General features: G+C 37.1%; 22 protein-coding genes. 17 read left to right on the forward strand and 5 right to left on the reverse strand.

Annotated features, from left to right (window positions below; translation table 11 throughout):
- Nucleotides 1–22: 22 nt before the first annotated feature.
- The 4 genes from CZ487_RS05400 (at nucleotide 23) to hemY (ending at nucleotide 5,473) form a co-directional block, all read left to right on the forward strand.
- A complete protein-coding gene (locus CZ487_RS05400; protein WP_077211873.1) occupies nucleotides 23–1,765 on the forward strand; it encodes an ABC transporter ATP-binding protein in 1,743 nt (580 codons plus the stop codon).
- 193 nt (nucleotides 1,766–1,958) lie between these two features.
- Nucleotides 1,959–3,005 carry a uroporphyrinogen decarboxylase gene (gene hemE, locus CZ487_RS05405; protein WP_077211117.1) on the forward strand — a complete coding sequence of 349 codons (1,047 nt, stop codon included), beginning with the start codon at nucleotides 1,959–1,961 and terminating at the stop codon, nucleotides 3,003–3,005.
- Between the two features lie 90 nt (nucleotides 3,006–3,095).
- A complete protein-coding gene (hemH, locus tag CZ487_RS05410) occupies nucleotides 3,096–4,028 on the forward strand; it encodes a ferrochelatase (protein WP_077211118.1) in 933 nt (310 codons plus the stop codon).
- 29 nt (nucleotides 4,029–4,057) lie between these two features.
- Nucleotides 4,058–5,473 carry a protoporphyrinogen oxidase gene (gene hemY, locus CZ487_RS05415; protein WP_077211119.1) on the forward strand — a complete coding sequence of 472 codons (1,416 nt, stop codon included), beginning with the start codon at nucleotides 4,058–4,060 and terminating at the stop codon, nucleotides 5,471–5,473.
- 285 nt (nucleotides 5,474–5,758) lie between these two features.
- Here the strand turns inward: hemY and yhfH are convergent, their stop codons facing one another.
- Nucleotides 5,759–5,893: a protein YhfH gene (yhfH, locus tag CZ487_RS05420; RefSeq protein ID WP_077211120.1), complete on the reverse strand. Its 135-nt coding sequence runs from the start codon at nucleotides 5,891–5,893 to the stop codon at nucleotides 5,759–5,761.
- A gap of 200 nt (nucleotides 5,894–6,093) precedes the next feature.
- Between yhfH and CZ487_RS05425 the strand changes: the two genes are divergently transcribed.
- From CZ487_RS05425 to CZ487_RS05465, 9 genes are all read left to right on the forward strand, one after another.
- Nucleotides 6,094–6,828: an MBL fold metallo-hydrolase gene (locus tag CZ487_RS05425; protein ID WP_077211121.1), complete on the forward strand. Its 735-nt coding sequence runs from the start codon at nucleotides 6,094–6,096 to the stop codon at nucleotides 6,826–6,828.
- A gap of 14 nt (nucleotides 6,829–6,842) precedes the next feature.
- Entirely contained in the window at nucleotides 6,843–7,832 is a 990-nt protein-coding gene (locus CZ487_RS05430; RefSeq protein ID WP_077211122.1) for a lipoate--protein ligase, read from the forward strand.
- 177 nt (nucleotides 7,833–8,009) lie between these two features.
- The gene (locus tag CZ487_RS05435) at nucleotides 8,010–9,563 is read left to right on the forward strand and encodes a fatty acid--CoA ligase family protein (protein ID WP_077211123.1); all 1,554 of its coding nucleotides are present in this window, start codon (nucleotides 8,010–8,012) and stop codon (nucleotides 9,561–9,563) included.
- A gap of 403 nt (nucleotides 9,564–9,966) precedes the next feature.
- Entirely contained in the window at nucleotides 9,967–10,977 is a 1,011-nt protein-coding gene (locus CZ487_RS05440) for an ABC transporter substrate-binding protein (protein WP_077211124.1), read from the forward strand.
- A 93-nt stretch (nucleotides 10,978–11,070) separates the two neighbouring features.
- On the forward strand, nucleotides 11,071–12,105 hold the full coding sequence (locus CZ487_RS05445; RefSeq protein WP_077211125.1) for an ABC transporter permease: 1,035 nt from the start codon (nucleotides 11,071–11,073) through the stop codon (nucleotides 12,103–12,105).
- Entirely contained in the window at nucleotides 12,080–12,874 is a 795-nt protein-coding gene (locus CZ487_RS05450) for an ABC transporter ATP-binding protein (protein WP_077211126.1), read from the forward strand. Before CZ487_RS05445 ends, CZ487_RS05450 begins: the two co-directional genes overlap by 26 nt.
- Before the next feature lie 161 nt (nucleotides 12,875–13,035).
- Complete coding sequence (locus tag CZ487_RS05455) at nucleotides 13,036–13,767, forward strand: AzlC family ABC transporter permease (RefSeq protein ID WP_077211127.1); 732 nt, start codon at nucleotides 13,036–13,038, stop codon at nucleotides 13,765–13,767.
- Nucleotides 13,757–14,062 (forward strand): AzlD domain-containing protein, encoded by a 306-nt coding sequence (locus CZ487_RS05460; RefSeq protein ID WP_077211128.1) that lies wholly within the window; start codon nucleotides 13,757–13,759, stop codon nucleotides 14,060–14,062. The genes CZ487_RS05455 and CZ487_RS05460 overlap by 11 nt, the downstream gene beginning before the upstream one ends.
- Before the next feature lie 143 nt (nucleotides 14,063–14,205).
- Nucleotides 14,206–15,480: a M48 family metallopeptidase gene (locus CZ487_RS05465; protein WP_077211129.1), complete on the forward strand. Its 1,275-nt coding sequence runs from the start codon at nucleotides 14,206–14,208 to the stop codon at nucleotides 15,478–15,480.
- A 107-nt stretch (nucleotides 15,481–15,587) separates the two neighbouring features.
- On the opposite strand, the gene CZ487_RS05470 is transcribed toward CZ487_RS05465, so the two are convergent.
- Nucleotides 15,588–15,824: an IDEAL domain-containing protein gene (locus CZ487_RS05470; protein WP_077211130.1), complete on the reverse strand. Its 237-nt coding sequence runs from the start codon at nucleotides 15,822–15,824 to the stop codon at nucleotides 15,588–15,590.
- Between the two features lie 194 nt (nucleotides 15,825–16,018).
- Here CZ487_RS05470 and CZ487_RS05475 point away from each other — a divergent pair, with 194 nt between their 5' ends.
- Nucleotides 16,019–16,573, forward strand: coding sequence for a competence protein ComK (locus CZ487_RS05475; protein WP_077211131.1), 555 nt, complete (start codon nucleotides 16,019–16,021; stop codon nucleotides 16,571–16,573).
- Between the two features lie 30 nt (nucleotides 16,574–16,603).
- Here CZ487_RS05475 and CZ487_RS05480 read toward each other — a convergent pair whose 3' ends face one another.
- Nucleotides 16,604–16,996: a YhjD family protein gene (locus tag CZ487_RS05480; RefSeq protein WP_077211132.1), complete on the reverse strand. Its 393-nt coding sequence runs from the start codon at nucleotides 16,994–16,996 to the stop codon at nucleotides 16,604–16,606.
- Between the two features lie 329 nt (nucleotides 16,997–17,325).
- Here CZ487_RS05480 and CZ487_RS05485 point away from each other — a divergent pair, with 329 nt between their 5' ends.
- From CZ487_RS05485 to lepB, 3 genes are all read left to right on the forward strand, one after another.
- Nucleotides 17,326–18,258, forward strand: coding sequence for an LCP family protein (locus CZ487_RS05485; RefSeq protein ID WP_077211133.1), 933 nt, complete (start codon nucleotides 17,326–17,328; stop codon nucleotides 18,256–18,258).
- A gap of 104 nt (nucleotides 18,259–18,362) precedes the next feature.
- On the forward strand, nucleotides 18,363–18,983 hold the full coding sequence (locus CZ487_RS05490) for a TVP38/TMEM64 family protein (protein WP_077211134.1): 621 nt from the start codon (nucleotides 18,363–18,365) through the stop codon (nucleotides 18,981–18,983).
- Nucleotides 18,984–19,001: 18 nt separating this feature from the next.
- Nucleotides 19,002–19,556 carry a signal peptidase I gene (gene lepB, locus CZ487_RS05495; RefSeq protein WP_077211135.1) on the forward strand — a complete coding sequence of 185 codons (555 nt, stop codon included), beginning with the start codon at nucleotides 19,002–19,004 and terminating at the stop codon, nucleotides 19,554–19,556.
- A 57-nt stretch (nucleotides 19,557–19,613) separates the two neighbouring features.
- On the opposite strand, the gene CZ487_RS05500 is transcribed toward lepB, so the two are convergent.
- Both CZ487_RS05500 and CZ487_RS05505 read right to left on the reverse strand, forming a co-directional pair.
- Nucleotides 19,614–20,771, reverse strand: coding sequence for an MFS transporter (locus CZ487_RS05500; protein WP_077211136.1), 1,158 nt, complete (start codon nucleotides 20,769–20,771; stop codon nucleotides 19,614–19,616).
- Nucleotides 20,772–20,859: 88 nt separating this feature from the next.
- Entirely contained in the window at nucleotides 20,860–21,144 is a 285-nt protein-coding gene (locus tag CZ487_RS05505) for a hypothetical protein (protein WP_077211137.1), read from the reverse strand.
- Between the last annotated feature and the right edge of the window lie 173 nt (nucleotides 21,145–21,317).

Raw genomic sequence — 21,317 nt, forward strand, 5'->3', positions numbered from 1 at the left:
GAGGGGAAGATTAGGAGGTCCGATCGTAAAAGCAAAAGACAGCAAGGGTACGTTAAAGCGGATATGGCAGTACATGAAAAAACAAAAGACGGCTCTAATTTCTGCAATTGTAATCGTTTTTGTTACAACTTTGCTTGGTTTGCTGGGGCCTTATTTTATTGGCATCATTGTTGATGATTACATTATTCCAAAAAACGTTAGCGGGACGATGAAAATGGCTGGCCTCCTGGCTGTTATTTATATTGCTTTTTCCTTTTTTACGTGGATGCAATCGTACTTAATGATTAATATCTCGCTTTTAACCATCAAAAACCTAAGACAAGATCTGTTCAACCAATTTCAAGCACTTTCGATTAAATTCTTTGATAAGCGTACACATGGAGAATTAATGAGCAGGGTTACCAATGACATTGATCAGCTGAATAATGCGCTGAGTCAAAGTGTGGTTCAAATATTTTCGACCATATTGACGGTTATTGGTGTGTTAATTGCGATGTTTTATCTAAATCCAATCTTGGCTTTTGTCTCACTTGTAATAGTTCCACTGATCTTTTTTTCAACAAAGTTCATTATAAAATATAGTAGAAGTAATTTTATTAAGAGACAAAGAGACCTAGGTGAGCTTGGCGGAATAGTAGAAGAGTCGATATCAGGTCTTGAGGTGATCACTTTATTTGGTAACGAAGAAAAAGTATTTCGAAAGTTTTCTCATGTAAATGAAAGATTAAGAAATTCCTCAACTCAAGCTGAAATTCTATCAGGCACACTTGGGCCAGTAAATAACTTTATTAATAACTTAGGATTAGGATTAATCATTGCTGTTGGGGCACTGTTAACTTTAAATGAGATGGCGACAATCGGGGTGATTGCAGCTTTTGTAACGTATTCTCGTCAGTTTTTTAGGCCTATTAATCAAATGTCTACTTTATTGAATACCTTTCAAGCAGCGATAGCAGGGGCGGAGAGAGTGTTTGAGATTATGGATGAAGTTCCTGATTTGTGTGATTCAGAGAAAGCAGTTAGAGTAGACTCTTTCAATGGGGAGGTAGCATTCAGTCATGTCTTTTTTGGTTATGAAAAAGACAAACCTGTACTAAAGGATATTAATTTGCAGGTGAAACGAGGGCAGACTGTTGCGATTGTTGGTCCAACAGGGTCCGGGAAAACGACGGTTATCAATTTATTAACAAGATTTTATGATGTGGATTCTGGTGAAATCACCATTGATGGAAGAAATATAAAGCAATATAAAATTAATGATTTACGTAAAAATATTGGAATGGTCTTGCAGGATACCTATCTATTTTCAGGGACCATCATGGAAAATATTCGCTATGGAAGGCTTGAGGCGTCAGATGAAGAAGTGATTGAAGCAGCGAAAACTGCGTCTGCTCATCGTTTTATAAAACATTTGCCGTTAAAATACAAAACGATGATTTCACCAGGGGGGACTAATTTAAGTCAAGGTCAGAAACAACTTATTGCTATTGCCAGGGCAATTCTTTCTAATTCGGATATTTTAATCTTGGATGAAGCGACATCCAGTATCGATACAAAAACAGAAGTGGAGATCCAAACAGGCTTAACGAATCTAATGAAAGGCCGAACCAGCTTTGTAATCGCTCATCGATTAAAAACGATTGAAGATGCTGATGTGATATTGGTCATTCATGATGGAGTGATTATCGAAAGAGGGAATCATCAAGAATTAATGGATTGCCGAGGCTTTTATTATCAATCATATGTCAATCAATTTTCGTTATAAAAGAGTAAATAAATTCATTTGATCAAGTAACACTATTATAAATACGACTATTTTTTGACAGATCTAGCGGTATGCTGTACAACTTCATGTTCAGAGGCTATATTAGAATAAGTATAAAAAACTTTAATAAATAATGGATATTCCTATAAGTAATAATTTGGATTGGATTGTCTTGAAAGGTGGACTTGTTTTCATGGTGAAAGAAATAAACGATACATTTTTAAGAGCTGCCAGAGGGGAAAAAACAGACTATGTTCCTGTTTGGTATATGAGGCAAGCAGGCAGATCGCAGCCCGAATATCGTGAGATCAAGAAGAAATATTCTCTTTTTGAAATAACACACCAGCCTGAACTCTGCGCGTATGTGACCAGGCTCCCGGTTGAACAATATAATGTCGATGCAGCAATACTGTATAAAGATATCATGTCGCCGCTGCCAGCAATCGGGGTTGATGTCGAAATAAAAGCGGGCATTGGTCCGGTTATCTCGAATCCAATTCGTTCCTTCAATGATGTTGAAAGCTTAGGAGAAATACAACCTGAAAGAGATGTTCCGTATGTGCTTGATACGATTAAGTTATTGACGGAAGAACAACTCTCAGTCCCTTTAATTGGATTTGCCGGGGCACCATTTACATTAGCAAGTTATATGATCGAAGGAGGGCCGTCGAAGAATTACAATAAAACGAAGGCTCTTATGTATGCTCAGCCAGATACATGGTTTGCTTTGATGGATAAGCTTGCTGAAACAACGATCACGTACGTGAAGTCGCAGATTAAAGCTGGTGCCAAGGCGGTACAAATCTTTGATTCGTGGGTAGGGGCGTTAAATGTAGAAGACTATCGTTATTTTATTAAACCAATCATGCATCGAATCTTTACGGAGCTGCGTACAGAAAATGTGCCGCTTATTATGTTTGGTGTTGGTGCTAGTCATCTTGCTCTGGAATGGCATGACCTTCCCTTAGATGTTGTCGGTCTTGACTGGCGTCTTCCAATTAGCCGAGCGCGTGAGATGGGGATCACAAAGACGGTTCAAGGAAATCTTGACCCTGCAATTCTGTTAGCTCCATGGGAGGTTATCGAGGAAAGAGCAAAAGTTATCCTTGATCAAGGAATGGGATGTCCTGGCTATATTTTCAATTTAGGTCATGGTGTATTCCCTGATGTAAATCCTGAGACGTTAAAGAAATTAACGAAATTTGTCCATGAGTATTCAGCTGGAAAACTAGGGCAATAACACCTCGCATAGAGCATTTCCTTTGAAAAAACATCAGGCTTTTTGGCATTATTAATTTTTGAAGATAAAAAATCGAGGTGGAAAAACACTATGAAAAAGCAAATGGGTCTGCTCGTAATGGCATACGGCACTCCATATAAAGAAGAAGATATTGAGCCATATTATACACATATTCGGCATGGGAGAAAGCCGTCGCCAGAGATGTTAGAGGACTTGAAAAACCGCTACGAAGCAATTGGGGGCACATCTCCTCTTGCTGAAATTACCGTAAATCAGGCAAAACAATTAGAAAAGCATTTAAACGATGTTCAAGATGAAATTGAATTTAAAATGTACATTGGTTTAAAACATATTGCTCCTTTTATTGAGGATGCTGTAAAACAAATGCATGATGACGGTATTGAAGAAGCGGTAAGTATTGTGCTTGCACCGCATTTTTCTACTTTTAGCATCAAGTCCTATAACGGCCGTGCAGCCGAGGAAGCTGAAAAATTAGGCGGGCCGGCAATAAAATCAGTAGAGAGCTGGTACAAAGAACCGAAATTTATACAATTCTGGGTAGAACAAGTGAAAGATACGTTTGAAAAAATGCCAGCAGAGGAAAGAGAACAGGCTGCATTAATTGTTTCTGCACATAGTTTACCTGAAAAAATATTGCAATTAGGTGACCCATATCCACAACAGCTAAAAGAAACTGCTGATCTGATCGCAGAAGGTGCTGGGATAAACCATGTATTTTTAGGATGGCAAAGTGCTGGAAACACTCCAGAGCCATGGTTAGGACCAGATGTTCAAGACCTAACTAGAGAACTGTACGAAAAGCATGGTTTTAGAGCGTTTGTATACACGCCGGTTGGTTTCGTAGCTGATCATTTAGAGGTGCTGTACGACAATGATTACGAATGTAAGGTTGTCACAGAAGAACTAGGAGTAGGCTACTACAGACCTGAAATGCCTAATACAAACCCGCTATTTATAGAAGCAATGGGAACTGTGATTTTAGATTTGCTGTCTAAAAAGTAATTGAATCTAAGATAAAGAGGCGATAAAAAGTGTCCGAGGGAAAGAAACGGGTTGTAATTCTTGGGGGAGGAATTACGGGACTCACAGCAGCTTTCTATTTACAGAAAGAAGCAAGGGAGAAAAAACTACCGCTTGAGGTTTTATTAATCGAGGCATCGCATCGATTAGGGGGAAAAATCCAAACTGTAGTTAAGGACGGTTATGTGATTGAAAAGGGGCCAGATTCTTTTTTAGCGAGAAAACAAAGTGCTTCTAGACTTGCCAAACAAGTAGGAATTGAGGATACACTGGTGAGCAACACCGCTGGGAAATCCTTTGTGCTGGCAAGGAACCGGCTGCATCCAATGCCTGGAGGGTCCATTATGGGTATTCCTACTCAAATCCTCCCCTTTGTTACAACAGGTTTATTTTCCTTCTCAGGTAAAATGAGAGCTGCGGGTGACTTTGTTATGCCTAGGTCAGAACCTGCTGAAGACCAATCACTTGGGAAGTTCTTTCGCCGCAGGTTAGGTGATGAAGTGGTAGAGAATTTAATTGAGCCGTTATTATCAGGTATTTATGCTGGTGATATTGATCAAATGAGCTTAATGTCAACTTTTCCACAATTTTACCAAGCTGAACAAAAATATCGAAGTCTCGTCTTAGGGATGAAAAAGATGGCTCCTGCACCTAAAAAAAGCGGGGCACAAAAAGAAAAGAAAATGGGGATGTTTTTAACTCCAAGAAATGGATTGCAGTCCCTTATTGAAGCTGTTGAGAATAAACTTGAAGATCACACAGTCTTAAAAGGTCATCGTGTTGAACAAGTATGGAAAGACCAAGAGCGCTACTGCCTGAAATTCAACAATAATGAAGTGATTCAGGCGGACTCTGTGATTTCTGCCGTACCGCACCATGTTCTTAAAGACATTTTCCGGGACTACTCATTTTTTCAAGTGTTTGAAAAAATGCCGGCTACGTCAGTGGCAAATGTTGCATTAGCTTTTCCAAAAGAAGCAATCAAGAAAGATATTGATGGAACGGGATTTGTTGTATCAAGAAACAGTGACTATTCGATTACAGCTTGTACATGGCTTCATAAAAAATGGCCTCATTCATGTCCTGAAGATAAGGTACTGCTTCGATGTTTTGTTGGCCGAGCAGGTCATGATACGATCGTTGATTTATCTGATGATCAAATTATAAAACTGGTGTTAGAAGATATGAATAAAACAATGAATATTACGATGGAACCTGAATATGCGGTCATCTCGAGATGGAAAGATGCGATGCCTCAATATACGGTAGGACATAAGCAAAGAATATCCTATTGTTTAGAACAGACAGAAAAGGAATTACCTGGAGTCTTTTTGGCAGGCAGTTCTTTTGAAGGTTTGGGAGTGCCTGATTGTATTGACCAAGGGGAAGCGGCCGTTACTAAGGTATTAAATTATTTAGCATTATAACCTTAAAAAGAAGGTCTTAAAAAGATCTTCTTTTTATACTTTAAAAGAGTGTGACGTCTCTAAAGGATTTAAAGGATAAGAAAAAAAGACGATTTCTGCCATTCTTAGCGGCGGCAAATGGTGTTTTTTAAACTGTTACATAACAAGAACATAAAAAAGACCAGCTATCTGGATAGGATAGCTGGTTCAAACTTGGAAGGGATTATGGAGCAAAACGCAATATCAGGCATTCTGAATCCACAAACATGTAATTATAAAACCTATGAAAATAGGAATTTAACAAAATTAAAGGTTTGTTACGTGTAAGCAGTTGTCACACTTGTTGCTGTAGCATTCATGCTGTTCTTCGATTTTGTTTCCACACTCAGCACACTCTTTTGCAGGTAAGTTTTTAAAGAATTCTACGATGCTTTCAATCATTGAAAATAGCCTCCTTATAATTTGGGTGTGTAGTACAGATAGTATTATTTTTAATTTGTAATATAACAGTTAACTTGTTTTTATTGTATTATAACAGATTAATAAAGTCAACGATTGTTTTAATTATTTTTTGACAATTTTGCGAATGACTCAATAATTATTTATGCACAGGTGTAATCTATTCATAAGGAGGCGAATTTATGAAATTAACGATCATTGGATTTTGGGGAGGATATCCTAAAAAAGATGGGGCGAGCTCTGGATATTTGCTAGAACACAACGGCTTTCATATCATGATTGACTTTGGAAGTGCGGTATTATCGAAGCTGCAAAATTTTTTGAAACCAGAGAAAATTGATGCTGTCCTTCTTTCTCATTATCATCCAGATCATATCGCTGACATTGGGGTGTTACAACACGCACGATACATTCAAGGATTCTTAGGAAAAAAACCTGAACGCTTGCCAGTATATGGCCACAGGCTGGATGAACAGGAGTTCCTAAAGCTGACTTATAAAGAAGTAACAAAGGGTGTAGAATATGACCCATCTCTTCCATTACAGGTTGGACCTTTTAAGGTGACTTTCTTAAGGACAAACCACCCTGCAGCATGTTTTGCCATGAGATTTGAAGCAGATGGAAAATCTATTGTATATACAGCCGATACATCATTCAAAGATGAACTTGTTGATTTTAGTGCAGATTGTGACCTTCTTATCTGTGAGTGTAACTTTTACAGCGGGCAGGATGGAAAAAATGCGGGTCATATGAACAGTATTGATGCTGGCACATTAGCTGAAAACGCAAAGTCAAGACAACTTCTCTTAACTCATTTACCACATCATGGTGATATTGAGAATCTTGTAAACGAAGCAGGTCAGAAATATAAAGGTCCGATTACATTAGCGGAATATGGGAAAGTGATTAACATTTAAAAGGAGAAAAGATCATGCTATTTATAGATAATAAAGGGATTACAGATCCAAGTATTAACCTTGCTATTGAAGAACATGCGGTAAAAAATCTGGACATTAATGAAAATTATCTTCTTTTCTACATAAATGGCCCTTCCATTATCATTGGTAAAAACCAAAACACTATTGAAGAAATAAATACTGAATATGTAGAAGATAACAATATTAAAGTGGTAAGGCGGCTTTCTGGTGGCGGGGCAGTTTACCATGATTTAGGGAATTTGAATTATAGTTTTATTACTAAAGATGATGGCGATAGTTTCCATAACTTTAAGAAGTTCACAGAGCCTGTTATCAAGACATTAAAGCAGCTTGGTGTTGAAGCTGAACTTAGCGGCCGCAACGATATTGTTGTGGAAGGAAGAAAGATCTCTGGAAATGCTCAGTTTTCTACTAAAGGAAGAATGTTCAGTCATGGTACTCTAATGTTAGATTCAGAAATTGAAAATGTTGTATCAGCTCTAAAGGTGAAGAAAGATAAGATTGAATCAAAGGGTATTAAATCAATCCGCAGCAGAGTGGCCAATATTTCAGAATTTCTCAAAGAAAAAATTTCGATTGAAGATTTTAGAATGATTTTATTAGAAGGGATTTTTGGTGGGAAGGAACATATACAGGAAAATGTACTAACGGAAGATGATTGGGATTCTATTCATAGGATCTCGAAAGAACGTTATCAAAATTGGGATTGGAATTATGGGAAATCACCTAAATTCAATTATCAAAATTCGCACCGCTTCCCGGTAGGGCAAATTGATGTCCGTCTCGAGGTAAATAAAGGAGTTATTGAAAATTGTAAAATATTTGGCGATTTTTTTGGTGTAGGAGACGTTGCGGACCTTGAACAAAAATTAGTCGGCATCCGCTATGAAAAGGGTGAAATAGACCGCATAGTAGAAGGTATTGACATAAAACATTATTTTGGAAATATTACGAAAGAGGATTTTGCGAACTTACTTTACTAACGATGTCTTATGGCATCGTTGTTTTTTTGAGTTTTAGTACAGAATTTTTCGAAAATTCTTGTATGTATACGGTTTCACTTGTATAGACAGACTTTTTCTAATATAATTTATTTATGAAATTTTTTTAAAAAACGTACTATGAATGACTATTCATTCAGAAGTAAAGGGGATGGAGAAATGGATTTATCTTCGCAATTGCATGAAACTGCAAAAAGGCTTCCTGAAAAACCGGCGTATCACTTCATGGATCAATGGAGTACATATGCTGAATTAGATGGTGCTATTACGAAATTTGCTTCAGGGTTAGAAAGTCTCGGGGTAAAAAAAGGAGATCACGTTGGTTTGATTTTGGGGAACTCTCCTTTTTTTGTAATAGGAATGTATGGTGCCCTTCGTCTTGGGGCAACGGTGATTCCTATCAATCCGATCTATACACCAGATGAGATTGGCTATATTTTAAACAATGGTGATGTAAAAGCGATTATTGCATTGGATTTATTAGTTCCTCTAGCAGAAAAAATGCATAATATGCTGCCTAAGGTTGAGCATTACATTATCTGCGAAACACCACAGGGAAAGGAAAGCAATCTTGATATCACACAGCTATCTGTTTATCCAAAACTGAAAAAATTTACAGATGTTGTCGCAACTGGCGAGCTAAGTTATCAAGGACCAGATTTGCAAGAGGATGAGACTGCTGTCATTTTATATACTTCGGGAACGACGGGTAAGCCAAAAGGAGCCATGCTAACACATAAAAACCTTTATTCTAATGCTAGTGATGTGGGTAGTTATTTACGTATGAATGAAGAGGATCGGGTGATTACCACATTGCCAATGTTCCATGTGTTCTGTATGACAGTGGCTCTTAATGCTCCGCTTTTGTGTGGAGCAACGATTTTAATCGATCCAAAGTTCAGTCCGAAAGAAATTTTCAGATTAGGAAAAGAATATCGGCCTACTGTATTTGCTGGTGTTCCGACTATGTATAACTTCCTTTTTCAATACCCAGAGGGAGATCCACAGGACCTGCAGTCTTTGAGGCTCTGCATTTCAGGCGGAGCAGCCATGCCTGTAGCGTTGCTTAAAAATTTCGAGAAAAAGTTTAATGTGAGAATTTCCGAAGGGTATGGATTATCAGAAGCCTCACCAGTTACCTGTTTCAACCCGTTAGACAGACCTAGAAAACCAGGATCGATTGGACAATCGATTGTTAACGTAGAAAATAAGGTTGTGAACGAATTAGGTGAAGAAGTGCCGGTTGGGACAGCAGGAGAGCTTATTGTTCGCGGACCAAATGTAATGAAAGGGTATTATAAAATGCCGGAGGAAACGCAAGCGGCAATCAGGGATGGCTGGCTTTATACTGGAGATATTGCAACAATGGATGAAGAAGGTTATTTTTATATCGTTGACCGCAAAAAAGATATTGTCTTAGTTGGGGGATACAATGTATATCCACGTGAAATTGAAGAGGTGCTTTATCAGCATCCAGACATTGTAGAAGCAGCAGTGCTCGGGGTACCTGATCCTAATTTAGGTGAAGTGGTTAAAAGCTATGTAGTCAGTAAAAACCCTGACTTAACAGAAACTGACGTGCTGAATTACTGCAGTGAGCATTTAGCTAAATACAAAATTCCTTCATCCGTGGATTTTTTAGAAGAGCTGCCTAAAAATACAACTGGTAAAATCTTAAGAAGAGCATTGAAAGAACAAGTAGTGAGCAGTTAATGAAATATCTTGAGAGGGCATAAACATTGTTTTTTGCCCTCTTCTGTTTGGTTACTTAACAAAATTCACGAATCTGCCACCCAATTAATTGGTAGAATCACAAATTTCTGTATCCTTATTATCTATTAAATTCTCTCTATTCAAGGTAAACGAGTTGAATTGTCTTTTAGAGTAATCTAAAGGGTTTTTTTATATGATTTTAATGGTAAAAAGTTACAATATTACTTTTCTGGAAAAATATCAGATTGTCCTATTTCAAAAGTTATTGTCGAAAAATTTTAAACTTTATGCGAAAATACTTGAAATATACTAGTGAATAATTATATAATTCTAGATAATTATTATTATTTTAGTACACAAAAGCATAAAAGCGACAAAGAGAAAAATTAGGGGGATAAATACAATGTTGAAGAATGTAAAATCAATAGCTGCTTTTGGTTTAATGAGTGCGCTTTTCTTAAGCGGATGTGGATCGACAGAAGAACCTGAAAATCAGGAATCAACTACATCTGGCGGTGAGGAAAAAACAGAAGCTTATACGGTAGGAATTACTCAGATTGTTGAGCATCCTTCGCTTGATGCAGCAACGGAAGGATTTCAAAAGGCTTTAGAAGAAGCTGGGTTAGAAGTGGAATTTGATATCCAAAACGCTCAGAATGATCAAAATAATGCCGCAACTATTGCCAACAACTTTGTTGGAGACAATGTAGATTTGATATTTGCTAATTCTACGCCAAGTGCACTAAGTGCACTGAACGCAACGAAAGAAATTCCCATTGTTTTTACTTCAGTAACAGATGCAGTTGGAGCCGGTCTTGTAACAGCAATGGATGAACCAGGGGAAAATATTACAGGAACTCTTGATAACCATCCTGAAGCTATTCCAAACACGGTTAAATTTATCGATGAACAACTTGGGGCTAAGACAATTGGTGTTGTTTATAATTCAGGTGAACAAAACTCAAATTCACAAATCGATCTTATTAAGAAAGCGATGGAAGGAACGGATTTAGAATTAGCTGAAGCAACTGTTTCGACTTCTGCAGAAGTAAAGCAGGCTGCTGAATCCTTAATTGGAAAAGCAGACGTTTTTTATATTATTACGGATAACACAGTGGTTTCTGCTTTAGAATCAGTAGTGCAGGTTGCTAATGATAATGATATGCCGTTATTTGTTGGTGAGCTTGACTCTGTCGATAGAGGCGGATTCGCAGCTTACGGATTTAATTATGAAGATATTGGCTATGAAGCAGGGCAGATGGCCGTTCAAATCTTAAAGGGTGAAAAGACGACTGCTGATCTTCCAGTTCAATATCCGCAAAACTTAAAGCTTCTTATTAATAAAAAAGCAGCAGAGGAAATGAATGTTGAATTGAAAGATGAGTGGAACGATATAGCTGAATTTATTGAGTAAAACAAAAAGGGCTTCTAAAATGATGTTCAGAAGCCCTTCATTCTACTCTTAACAGTTATTTTCTACTGAAGTTTTTATAGAAAGGAAGATACGATGTTTACTGCGATTTTTGGCTCCTTAGAAGCCGGTGCTATATATGCATTAATGGCTCTAGGTGTTTACTTATCATTTAGAATACTAGATTTTCCGGATTTAACAGTAGATGGAAGCTTTGTAACAGGTGCCGCTGTAGCATCTATCCTAATTGTTGGCGGAACGAACCCGTTTCTTGCTACGATTGCTGCGATGATTGCTGGTTTTATTGCCGGATGTTTTACAGGACTACTGCATACAAAAGGAAAGATTAACCCATTGCTATCAGGGATCCTGATGATGATTGCTCTTTATTCTATTAATCTTCGTATTATGGGTAAATCAAATGTTCCTTTGTTACAGGAATCAACGGTTATTACAATGATCACAGATTTCTGGAAAGGGCTAAAGATTGATGAAGGAATCTCATCTTTATTTACTTCTATCGGCTTAGCTGGTTTTATTCCTAAGACTTGGGGAATTCTTATCTTTATGCTTGTTCTTGCATTTGCTATTAAGTTCGCGATTGATTTCTTCTTGAAGACAGATATTGGGTTGGCGATCAGAGCTACTGGTGACAATGAAACAATGATCAAAAGCTTTTCAGCAGATACAGATAACTTAAAAATTCTTGGTCTAGGTCTTTCTAACGGTTTAGTTGCTCTTTCTGGAGGACTAATTGCACAGTTTGGCGGATTTGCAGATGTTGGAATGGGAATCGGGATGATTGTTACAGGTCTTGCTTCCGTTATTATTGGTGAAGCTGTCTTTGGAGCAAAGAATATTATTAGAGCTACTCTAGCTGTTATTGGCGGAGCGATCCTTTACCGAATTATTATTACATTGGCGTTACGAGTAGAATTCTTAGAAACAGGCGATATGAAATTAATCACAGCATTCATTGTGGTCTGTGCACTTGTTATTCCTAGAATTATTGATTTTCAGCGTGAAAAACAAAGAAAGAAAAAGAGAATGGTATCTTTCAAACAAAGCGTAAACGAAAAAGCTAACGAGAAAAGTGGTGAAAATCTTGCTACAGTTAAATCAGATTTATAAAGTTTTTAATGAGGGAACACCTGACGAGAAGATTGCGCTTGATCATGTCAATTTAGCGCTTGAACCAGGGGATTTTGTAACCGTCATTGGAAGTAACGGGGCAGGGAAGTCCACTTTAATGAACATGATATCTGGAAAACTCACTCCTGATATCGGTGAAGTGAAAATTGACGGAAATGATGTAACAAATATTAAAGAACATAAAAGATCCAGATTGATTGGGCGAGTATTTCAGGATCCAATGGCAGGAACAGCTCCATCGATGACCATTGAGGAAAATTTGGCGATTGCTTATGCTAGAACAGAATCGAGAGGACTTGGAAAAGGAGTCTCCAAAAAGAAACGCGATTTTTTCAAGGAAAAGCTAGAAATGCTCCATCTAAATCTTGAAAATCGTCTCCAAGCAAAGGTAGGGCTTCTTTCAGGAGGGGAACGTCAAGCGTTGTCATTATTAATGGCGACTTTTACTGAACCTAAAATCCTTCTTTTGGATGAACATACTGCAGCATTAGACCCTTCTAGAGCTGAGCTAATAACGCATTTAACGAAGGAAATCGTTAAAGAGTACCAATTAACCACACTAATGGTTACACATAATATGCAGCAAGCATTGGACCTTGGGAACCGCTTAATTATGATGGACAAAGGACAGATTATTTTCCAAGCCAATGAAGGACAAAAACGGCAATTAACGGTTGAAAAGCTGTTAGAAGAGTTCCAGCGAATTCGTGGAGAGAAAATGAACAGCGATCGGGCTGTGTTGATTTAAATTACTTTTTTATTAAAAAGTTGGTCATTCAAACACATGGTTTTCCATGTGTTTTCTTTTAATGCTAAATTATGGTTGATATTTTCTATAAGATTACTATACTATTATTTATTGGGGATTTTTTACATATTATTTAATGAAACGAATGAGGTGATGCGACCATGTCTGAAATGATTCTGCAAAAATCGGCTACTGAATTCCGGAGAGGCTTTCAATCAGGAATCAGCATTGGAATTGGCTACTTTCCAGTGGCGATAACCTTTGGTTTATTAGCAAAAACAACGGGACTATCTATTGGGGAAACCCTGCTAATGAGCCTTGCTGTTTATGCTGGTGCGGCACAGTATATGAGCTTAAGTCTGCTGGCCCTTGGAACAGGGATCTTTGAAATTATTCTCAGTACATTTATTGTAAATATACGGCATTTCCTTATGTCTGCATCCTTAAATGAAAAAACAGAAGACGATAAACCGTTCGTAAAGGCGCTGTATGCGTTCGGGATAACGGATGAGACCTTTTCTGTTGCTGCCGTTAAAGAAGGAACCATTTCAACCGGTTATATGTTTGGTCTTAATTTGGTTGCATATGCGAGCTGGGGGATCTTTTCAGGTGTAGGCTTTTTAATCGGTTCCAGTTTGCCTCAAACTTTGCAGGAAAGTATGTCTGTTGCTTTATACGCGATGTTCATTGGTTTGTTAGTCCCTTCTATGAAGAAAAGCATGAAAGTCGTTTTTTTAGCTGTGTTAGCAGCATGTTTCAATATTATATTTATGAGTACTGAACTCCTTTCCAGCGGATGGGCGATTGTTCTTTCCACCTTGCTGTCAGCTATTATAGTAGAGATGATTGTGACAATGAGACATAAAGAAAGGGGGAGTGGTCATGAAGCCTGAGATAGTGTGGATGATCGCAGGGATGGCTGTTGTTACATACATTCCAAGAATGCTTCCTTTCGTGTTATTTAAAGGTAAGGAATTACCAGCCTTTTTACAGGGGATTTTAAAAAATGTTCCTTACGCTACATTAGGTGCATTGATATTTCCAGGTATTTTTTTTATCCAAGAAGATATTTGGTACGGGATTCTTGGAGCTGCAGCGGCATTTATTGCTGCTTTTCTTGGTGCAAATATTATTGTAGTCATCCTAGGGGCGATCGCCGTATTATCGGTGTATTCTTACTTTTTCTAATACCTGCATGGAGCTGGTTCTCACAGAGAACCAGCTTTTTGTTTACTAATGTTAATTTTAAGAGATGCTAACATATAGTTCTAAATAGATGGGATACTTACTAAAATGGATATAGAGGTTGTACAACAAGGAGGGGGAGTGAAATGGCAAGAAAAATTGGTCTATATGGAATTTTAGCATATGTCATTTACGGACTATTTTTTTATTGGTATTTGTTTTTCTTTGCAGATTCTAGTCTGCCTTTTGAATACACAGGGTCAAAAGCAGACCCAGAGACTTTCTTGAATGAACGAGAGCTCATGCTGAGTGAAGAGTATTCTAAATATCGGAATTTCTTGTTTTTCATTAGTACACCGTTTGAGTGGATTTTTTATGTGTTGATTTTGGTGACAGGCTTATCCTCTGCATTTAAGCGGTGGTCTGAGCAGTCTTCAAAATATAAGCTTGTAAGAACTGCAATCTATGTCGTTTGGTTATCCTTTTTTGCTTTTATTGCAACATTTCCTTTGAGTTATATCGGGTATTCATTATCGAAATCCTATAACATTTCAACTCAAACTTTTGCATCATGGATGAAAGATGAATTAATTGACTTTTGGATAAATTTTGGAACGATGTTTATTATTGTGGCTGTTCTTTATTGGCTGATGAACAAAAGTACAAAAAGATGGTGGCTTTATGCATGGCTGTTATCGGTTCCATTCACTTTATTTATGATGTTTCTTCAGCCCGTTGTTATCGATCCGCTTTACAATGATTTTTATCCATTAAAGGACAAGGAGTTAGAGACGAAAATTTTAGAACTTGCCAGCACTGCTGATATTCCAGCTGAGCATGTTTTTGAAGTGAATATGGCGGAAAAAACGAATGCGTTGAACGCCTATGTAACCGGAATTGGAGCAAATTCCCGGATTGTGTTATGGGATACGACTTTGAATAGATTAACCGACGATCAAATTCTTTTTATCATGGCCCACGAGATGGCCCATTATGTCGAGAAACATCTGTATATAGGAATAGGAGGCTATCTTCTTTTATCCTTAGTTGGTCTTTACTTAACATCACGATTTATGAATCTTATCATTCATAAGTGGGGAAAGGCATTAAAAATCCCTGCAGTTAACGACATTCGCTCTTTACCGCTGTTCCTCATGATTTTGTCAATGCTTTTGTTTGTATCAAGTCCTCTTTCGAATTTTGTTTCGCGGTATCAGGAGACGAGAGCAGATCGTTATGCTATTGAAATGACCGAGAATTCAGAGGCAGGGATAGCCACATTCCAAGAACTTACAAAAGCTGGCTTAAGTCAGGTGAATCCCCCGCTTTTAGTCAAGATCTTTCGATATGGTCATCCAACCATGTTAGAACGTATTTCGATGATTGAGGAATACGAAATTGAAAAAAGAAATCAAGAGTAAGCAAGGTCCATTTTGGGCCTTTTTCCTTTTTATGAGCGGTATGGTTCACGTGAAGAAGTCCCTGCCGCAATAGGCAGGGACTTCTTCACATTGTCGATATAGTAATTCTACGTTCCAAACCTTTTGTTAAGTTCTTTAAATTGAGAGGACAACTGAAGAAATGCTTTTTTGTCTCTGTTATCAATGGCTTGATCAATGCGTCTAGTCAACTTTTCTTTTTCAGTGTTTAACAATGCCTCAGACAAAATCATGTCAATGTAAAGATTTAAAACATACGCTTCCTTTTCCTTCTTGCGATTCATTGCACCGGATTTCATTAATTCAGAATAAGATTTTTCTTTCATCGAAATCACCTCGGATGCTTTTTTATATTATATGGAATTTTCAGAAAATAATCAACAGAATTTTTAAAAAATTTAGAAAAGTTATTAAGTGAAATTTTGAATTATTTTTGAATAATTTTAAAAAAACATAAAAAAAAAATAAATTACTGATATGATAGGATAGGTTAGAAATAATTTTCACAGGAGATGAAAAAATGGACCAAACGCATCATTTAGTTGATAAATATGAAATTAATTCCTCTACTATGACCGTAATGCCATTATCATACGGCAGTAAGGTGTATTCAAAGATTTTTGAGTTTGAAGCAGAGTTTATTTCTCCTTTTAAACCACTCGAGATTATAAAAGAAAGCTGTGGGTTTTTTGGAAGTAGTTTCGAAGGCAGGAAAGAGGGAACGCGTAAGCTCACTGGAGTTACACATAAGGTCCCAATTGCAATTTCCCCTTCAAACTTTATCTACTTTTTCCCAACGAGTTCACCTGAAAATATGGACTGTATTTGGATTGCATATCATCATATATTTGATTATAAAAAAGGGGAGCAGAACAGTACCATCATAAAGTTCAAGAATAATCAATTCCTGCAAGTCCCAATTTCAACGAGTTCATTTCAAAATCAGCTTGTAAGAACAGTCATGTTAAAGTCGAAACTGACCCAGCATATTGACGAAACCAATCAACACTCCAATTTTAAAAATTATTTAAGGATATCAACTTCTGCAGAGAAATCTAATCAATACAAACTGTAAGCGCTTTATATAACGTTAGTCTCCGAAATATTAGCAGGAGTTATTTTGATTTTGAGAAGGATTTGCCCTATTGTGATTGGCAAAGTAGTAATCTAATAATTCCTGTACCTTATTTCGTATCCTTGGATTAAAGTAATTATGATGTTCTTCGTAGCCTTTATAAAAGAATGTATACATGGTGAAGGCTTCATCTCGATTTTTTTCATATACTTTCAGATTATGTTTGTTCATATACCTCTTCACTTCTGTAAGTTCCGCTTGAACCATTTTCATCGTTTTTTCGATTAGATTCAGGTAAGGTTGTTTTAGTTTGAATGGACCGTTATTAATAATGACCAAATCTTTATTTAAGATCGTGAGAAGCATTGGCAAATAAATCGCTTTTTCAATGATATCTCTATCTTCATCGGGGATTCGAGTCATAATCCTATCTCCTTCAGTATTTTTGTTAAGAACAAATGTTCGTGTTGTTAATTTTATAAAAAAATGATCACTTTTGCAAGTACTGTACAGTTAGACCATCACGATAAATTTAAAAAATGACCGCACCTTTTTTGTAATAAAAGGTGCAGTTTTATTTTTAAGGGTCAAGTAAATATTCCTAAATAAAATTAGAAATACAAGTTCACGTTTGATACCCTTAATACAAAAGTATTAATATGAAAGATAATAAAGAGAAACTTCTTTTAAAAAAATCAGTCATATATATAGATTGGAATGATATTATTTTTCAGAACGGAAGGTAAAAGCCAATGAGATATGAACGACATAAACAAAAAAAGAAAAGAAAATGGAAGTTTTTCTTATTGATACTCTTAGTAATGATCGCGGGTGTGTTTATATATAGTTATTCCCAGTATAATCAAGGGGTTTCACAATCATTAGAGAATACTGGCGTTCCGGTAAAACAGGAAAAGTATGAGTTTAATGGGAAAAAGGATCAATACGGTGGAATAAACATTCTGCTGCTCGGAAGTGATTCAAGAGGGGAAGACAAGGCTAGGACGGATACAATCATGATTGCAAGGTACCATCCTGGCTCGGCAACATACAAGTTAATTTCGATCATGAGGGATACTTTTGTAGAGATTCCAGGTTACGGAAAAGGCAGGATTAATACTGCGTTTGCAAATGGCGGCCCTGAATTATTAAGAGAAACGATTAAGGAAAATTTTGATTTAGAAATTCAGTATTATGCCATTGTGGATTTTGAAGGTTTTGTCCAGTTAATTGATGAGGCTTTTCCAGAAGGAGTAGAAGTAAATGTGGAGAAAAAAATGTCTCATAATATCGGCGTTACGATTGAACCAGGACTGCAGCGTTTAGATGGTGAGCATCTTCTAGGTTATGTTCGCTTTCGGCATGATGCTATTGGAGATTTCGGAAGGGTTCAAAGGCAGCAAGAGGTTGTCCAGGAAATTGGGGACCAGCTTACAAGTCTGCAGACAATACCTAAGCTGCCAAAGTTGATTGGAGTTGTGACCCCTTTTATTAATACGAATATGAGTACCGGTGATATTTTATATATAGGGAAGGACTTTTTATCAAAAGAAAATCGCAGTATTGATACATTGAGAATACCTGTTGATGGTTCATGGGACGATGCACCAGTAAATGGGGCCTCTGTGTTGTCAATTGACCTTGAAGCAAATAAAGCAGCACTGGGTGAGTTTCTTTCTGAATAGAAGCTTCCATATGTTCTTGTTATAAGAAAAAAGTGTACAATAATTATTAGAAACTACTATACGGAGCAGGTCGTTTGTGCTTTTTCGTAAAAGGAGTTATTTAGGTGGACGTAGAATTACTGAAAGAATGGTTTACACTAGAGAATATTATGGAGTTAATCGCAGAATATCGATCATTAGGGCCTATTCCCGGAATCTTGCTTCCTTTGTTAGAGGCTTTTCTCCCCTTTTTACCATTAGTATTATTCGTAATGGCTAACGCTAACGCATTCGGATTATGGTTCGGCTTCCTTTTCTCTTGGATTGGAGCGTCGCTTGGGGCATTATTAGTATTTTTACTGATCCGTAAATACGGACAAAAAAAGTTTTTAAATGTCTTGAAAAAGCATCAAAAAGTTGAAAAGCTTATGTTATGGGTTGAAAGCCATGGGTTTGGTCCATTATTTCTGTTATTATGCTTTCCTTTTACACCATCAGCGATTGTGAATATTGTAGCCGGATTATCGAAAATAAGCATTGCGCAGTATATGCTCGCGGTATTGACAGGAAAAATGGTTATGATTTTTACGATTAGTTTTGTTGGTCATGATGTAAGATCACTTATTACACAACCGACCCGAACCATCATTGTCGGAGTCGTTATCTTTATTTTATGGCTGGTCGGAAAACAAATTGAGAGCAGGTTAAATCAGCATCCTCAAAAAGAAAAACAAAAAAGCAACTAATGATTGGAGGTGTCCATGATGAATGAGGAGATAAAAAAAGAGGGCTTGGAATGGGTTAAAGCACTAGGAATTGGTTTAATTATTATCCTTTTTATACGCGTCTTTTTTTTCTCGAATTATCAGGTTGAAGGAGAATCCATGATGCCGACACTTAAAGATGGTAATTTATTGGTTGTCAACAAGATTGGCTATCAAATCAGTGACCTCGAAAGATTTGATGTTATTGTTTTTCACGCTAATAAAGATGAGGATTATGTGAAGCGTATCATTGGTTTGCCTGGCGACCGAATACAATATAAGGACGATCAATTAATAGTCAATGGCGAAAAGGTCGCAGAACCGTTCTTGGAGAAATACCGCAGTCAAACTATCATTGGAAGGCTTACAGGAGACTTCACGTTATCAGAGATTACCGGGGTTGAAACGGTGCCAGAGGGAAAACTGTTTGTATTAGGGGACAATCGTTTAGGCAGCTGGGATAGCCGCCACTTTGGATTTATTTCAGCAGATGAAGTGGTCGGTAAGGTCAATCTTCGTTACTGGCCGATAGATGAAGTAGATGTTTCGTTTTAATGCTAGACAAAGGAGGGTGAGTTTTTACTCGCTCCCCTTTGTCTATTTTTTGTACCGTTAAATAGGATAATTCCACTTAGCTTTGAGCTCTTTTGAAATCAAATATCCTGAGATCATATTAAAGAAAAAGAACACGGCTAAAAGCAGCAGGAGAACTTGAAAGTTAAGGACCATGGCAACTGGCGGGGCCACGCTGGCACCAATCAGTAAAATGAAGGAGTATAAGGAAAGAGCTTTTGCACGATGAAGAGCCCCTAACATCCCGATTAAACTAATAATGGTAGGAATGAGAAGAGAAATGGAAGCAACGAATAGGACTGAAAAGAACATAAGGGCATATAAGCTTTGGAAAACAACCATTAACACTATACTAGTCACACTGAGAGTTAAACCCGCAAACAACGTTTTGTCTGTACCAAACTTGTCAATTAATTTACCTGTAAAGAGAGATAGTATTGCTCCAGTTAAGCCCACAGCCCGAAGGACGAATAATTCTTCAGTTGTTCCATCGTAAAACCGGCTGAACCCCTCGTAAAGAGCTACAAATGAAAATAAAAGTGTAAAAGTAATCCCATAACATTTTAAGAGGCTCTTGTTCTTCAATAGCCTAATCATAATCATGACCACAGATTTTTTTTCAAATTCTGGCTGCTGCGCTTTAGGGAAAATAATAAATGCTGAGATAAATAGAAGGAAGTAGCAAATTGCAAAAAAGTAAAACACATATTCCCATTGAAAATGGATCGAGAGTGTTGAGCTTATTAACTGTCCAATAATACCAGCCATTAGAAAGCCAGTATTAATAAAAACAAGTAATAAGGTTCTTTTTCGATGGGAAAATAAATCGAAGGAATAGGCAAAAGCAACTGGTGCGAAGCTGCCAAGGGTCAGACCCTGTATCGATCGGGAAACCAACAGGCTTACCAGACTATCTGAAAGCCCAACTGCTAACGTAGAGATAGCAGAGGCGAGTAGTCCAACTACTATTACTTTTTTTCTCCCGTATCGATCAGAGGCGGGGCCGAAATACAATAACCCAATGGCATAAAATACTGTAAATAAACTTCCTGCGAGAACAACTTGAGTTTCCTTGATCTGCAAGGATTGTGAAATTGCCCCGTAGAGCGGGATTAATGTGTAAATATTGCTAGCTACAAAAACCCCTATTACCGTTAAGAACAATGCAGTAAGCTTTAGAAAAGTATTTGAAACCATTGCTAACACCACCCACCATATATTATATGCTCAGGGCGTACTGTTGGCAGGTTGTATATATGTAGATGGTTCTAGCCGATTTAACGTATTACTTTGCGGCTTTTAGTTTCTTGACCATATACTGAATCAAATCTAAATTATTATCAATAAAATTCAACCGATCATGTGCAAGCTGGGACCACTCAGAATCGCGGTTCATAGCTGAAGTAATATGCTTTATTCCAAAGGTATACCTTTTAAAGAGTTCTGTAACGATGTAGCTTTCTCTAATAGGTGATTCTGTTTTATTCATTATATTTTCAAGGTCTTCAGATAGCCAATCAGGGGCATTTACGATCGCTTTTTCAATTAATACTTCAAAATCATTGTTCATTTGTTCGTCACCTTTTTAAGAAATTTTTTAGTTATAGAGAAAGTATAGTCTTTATAATTGTGTTTTAGCAAATATATAAAATACCTTTTATAGATTACCTCAATTTAAGAAAAATATGATAAGACTGTCTAATGATAATTTGACCATTTTCTGTGTTAAGATGTTTAAGTGAA

This window comes from Robertmurraya dakarensis (assembly GCF_900156875.1).
Lineage (GTDB): Bacteria > Bacillota > Bacilli > Bacillales > Cytobacillaceae > Robertmurraya > Robertmurraya dakarensis.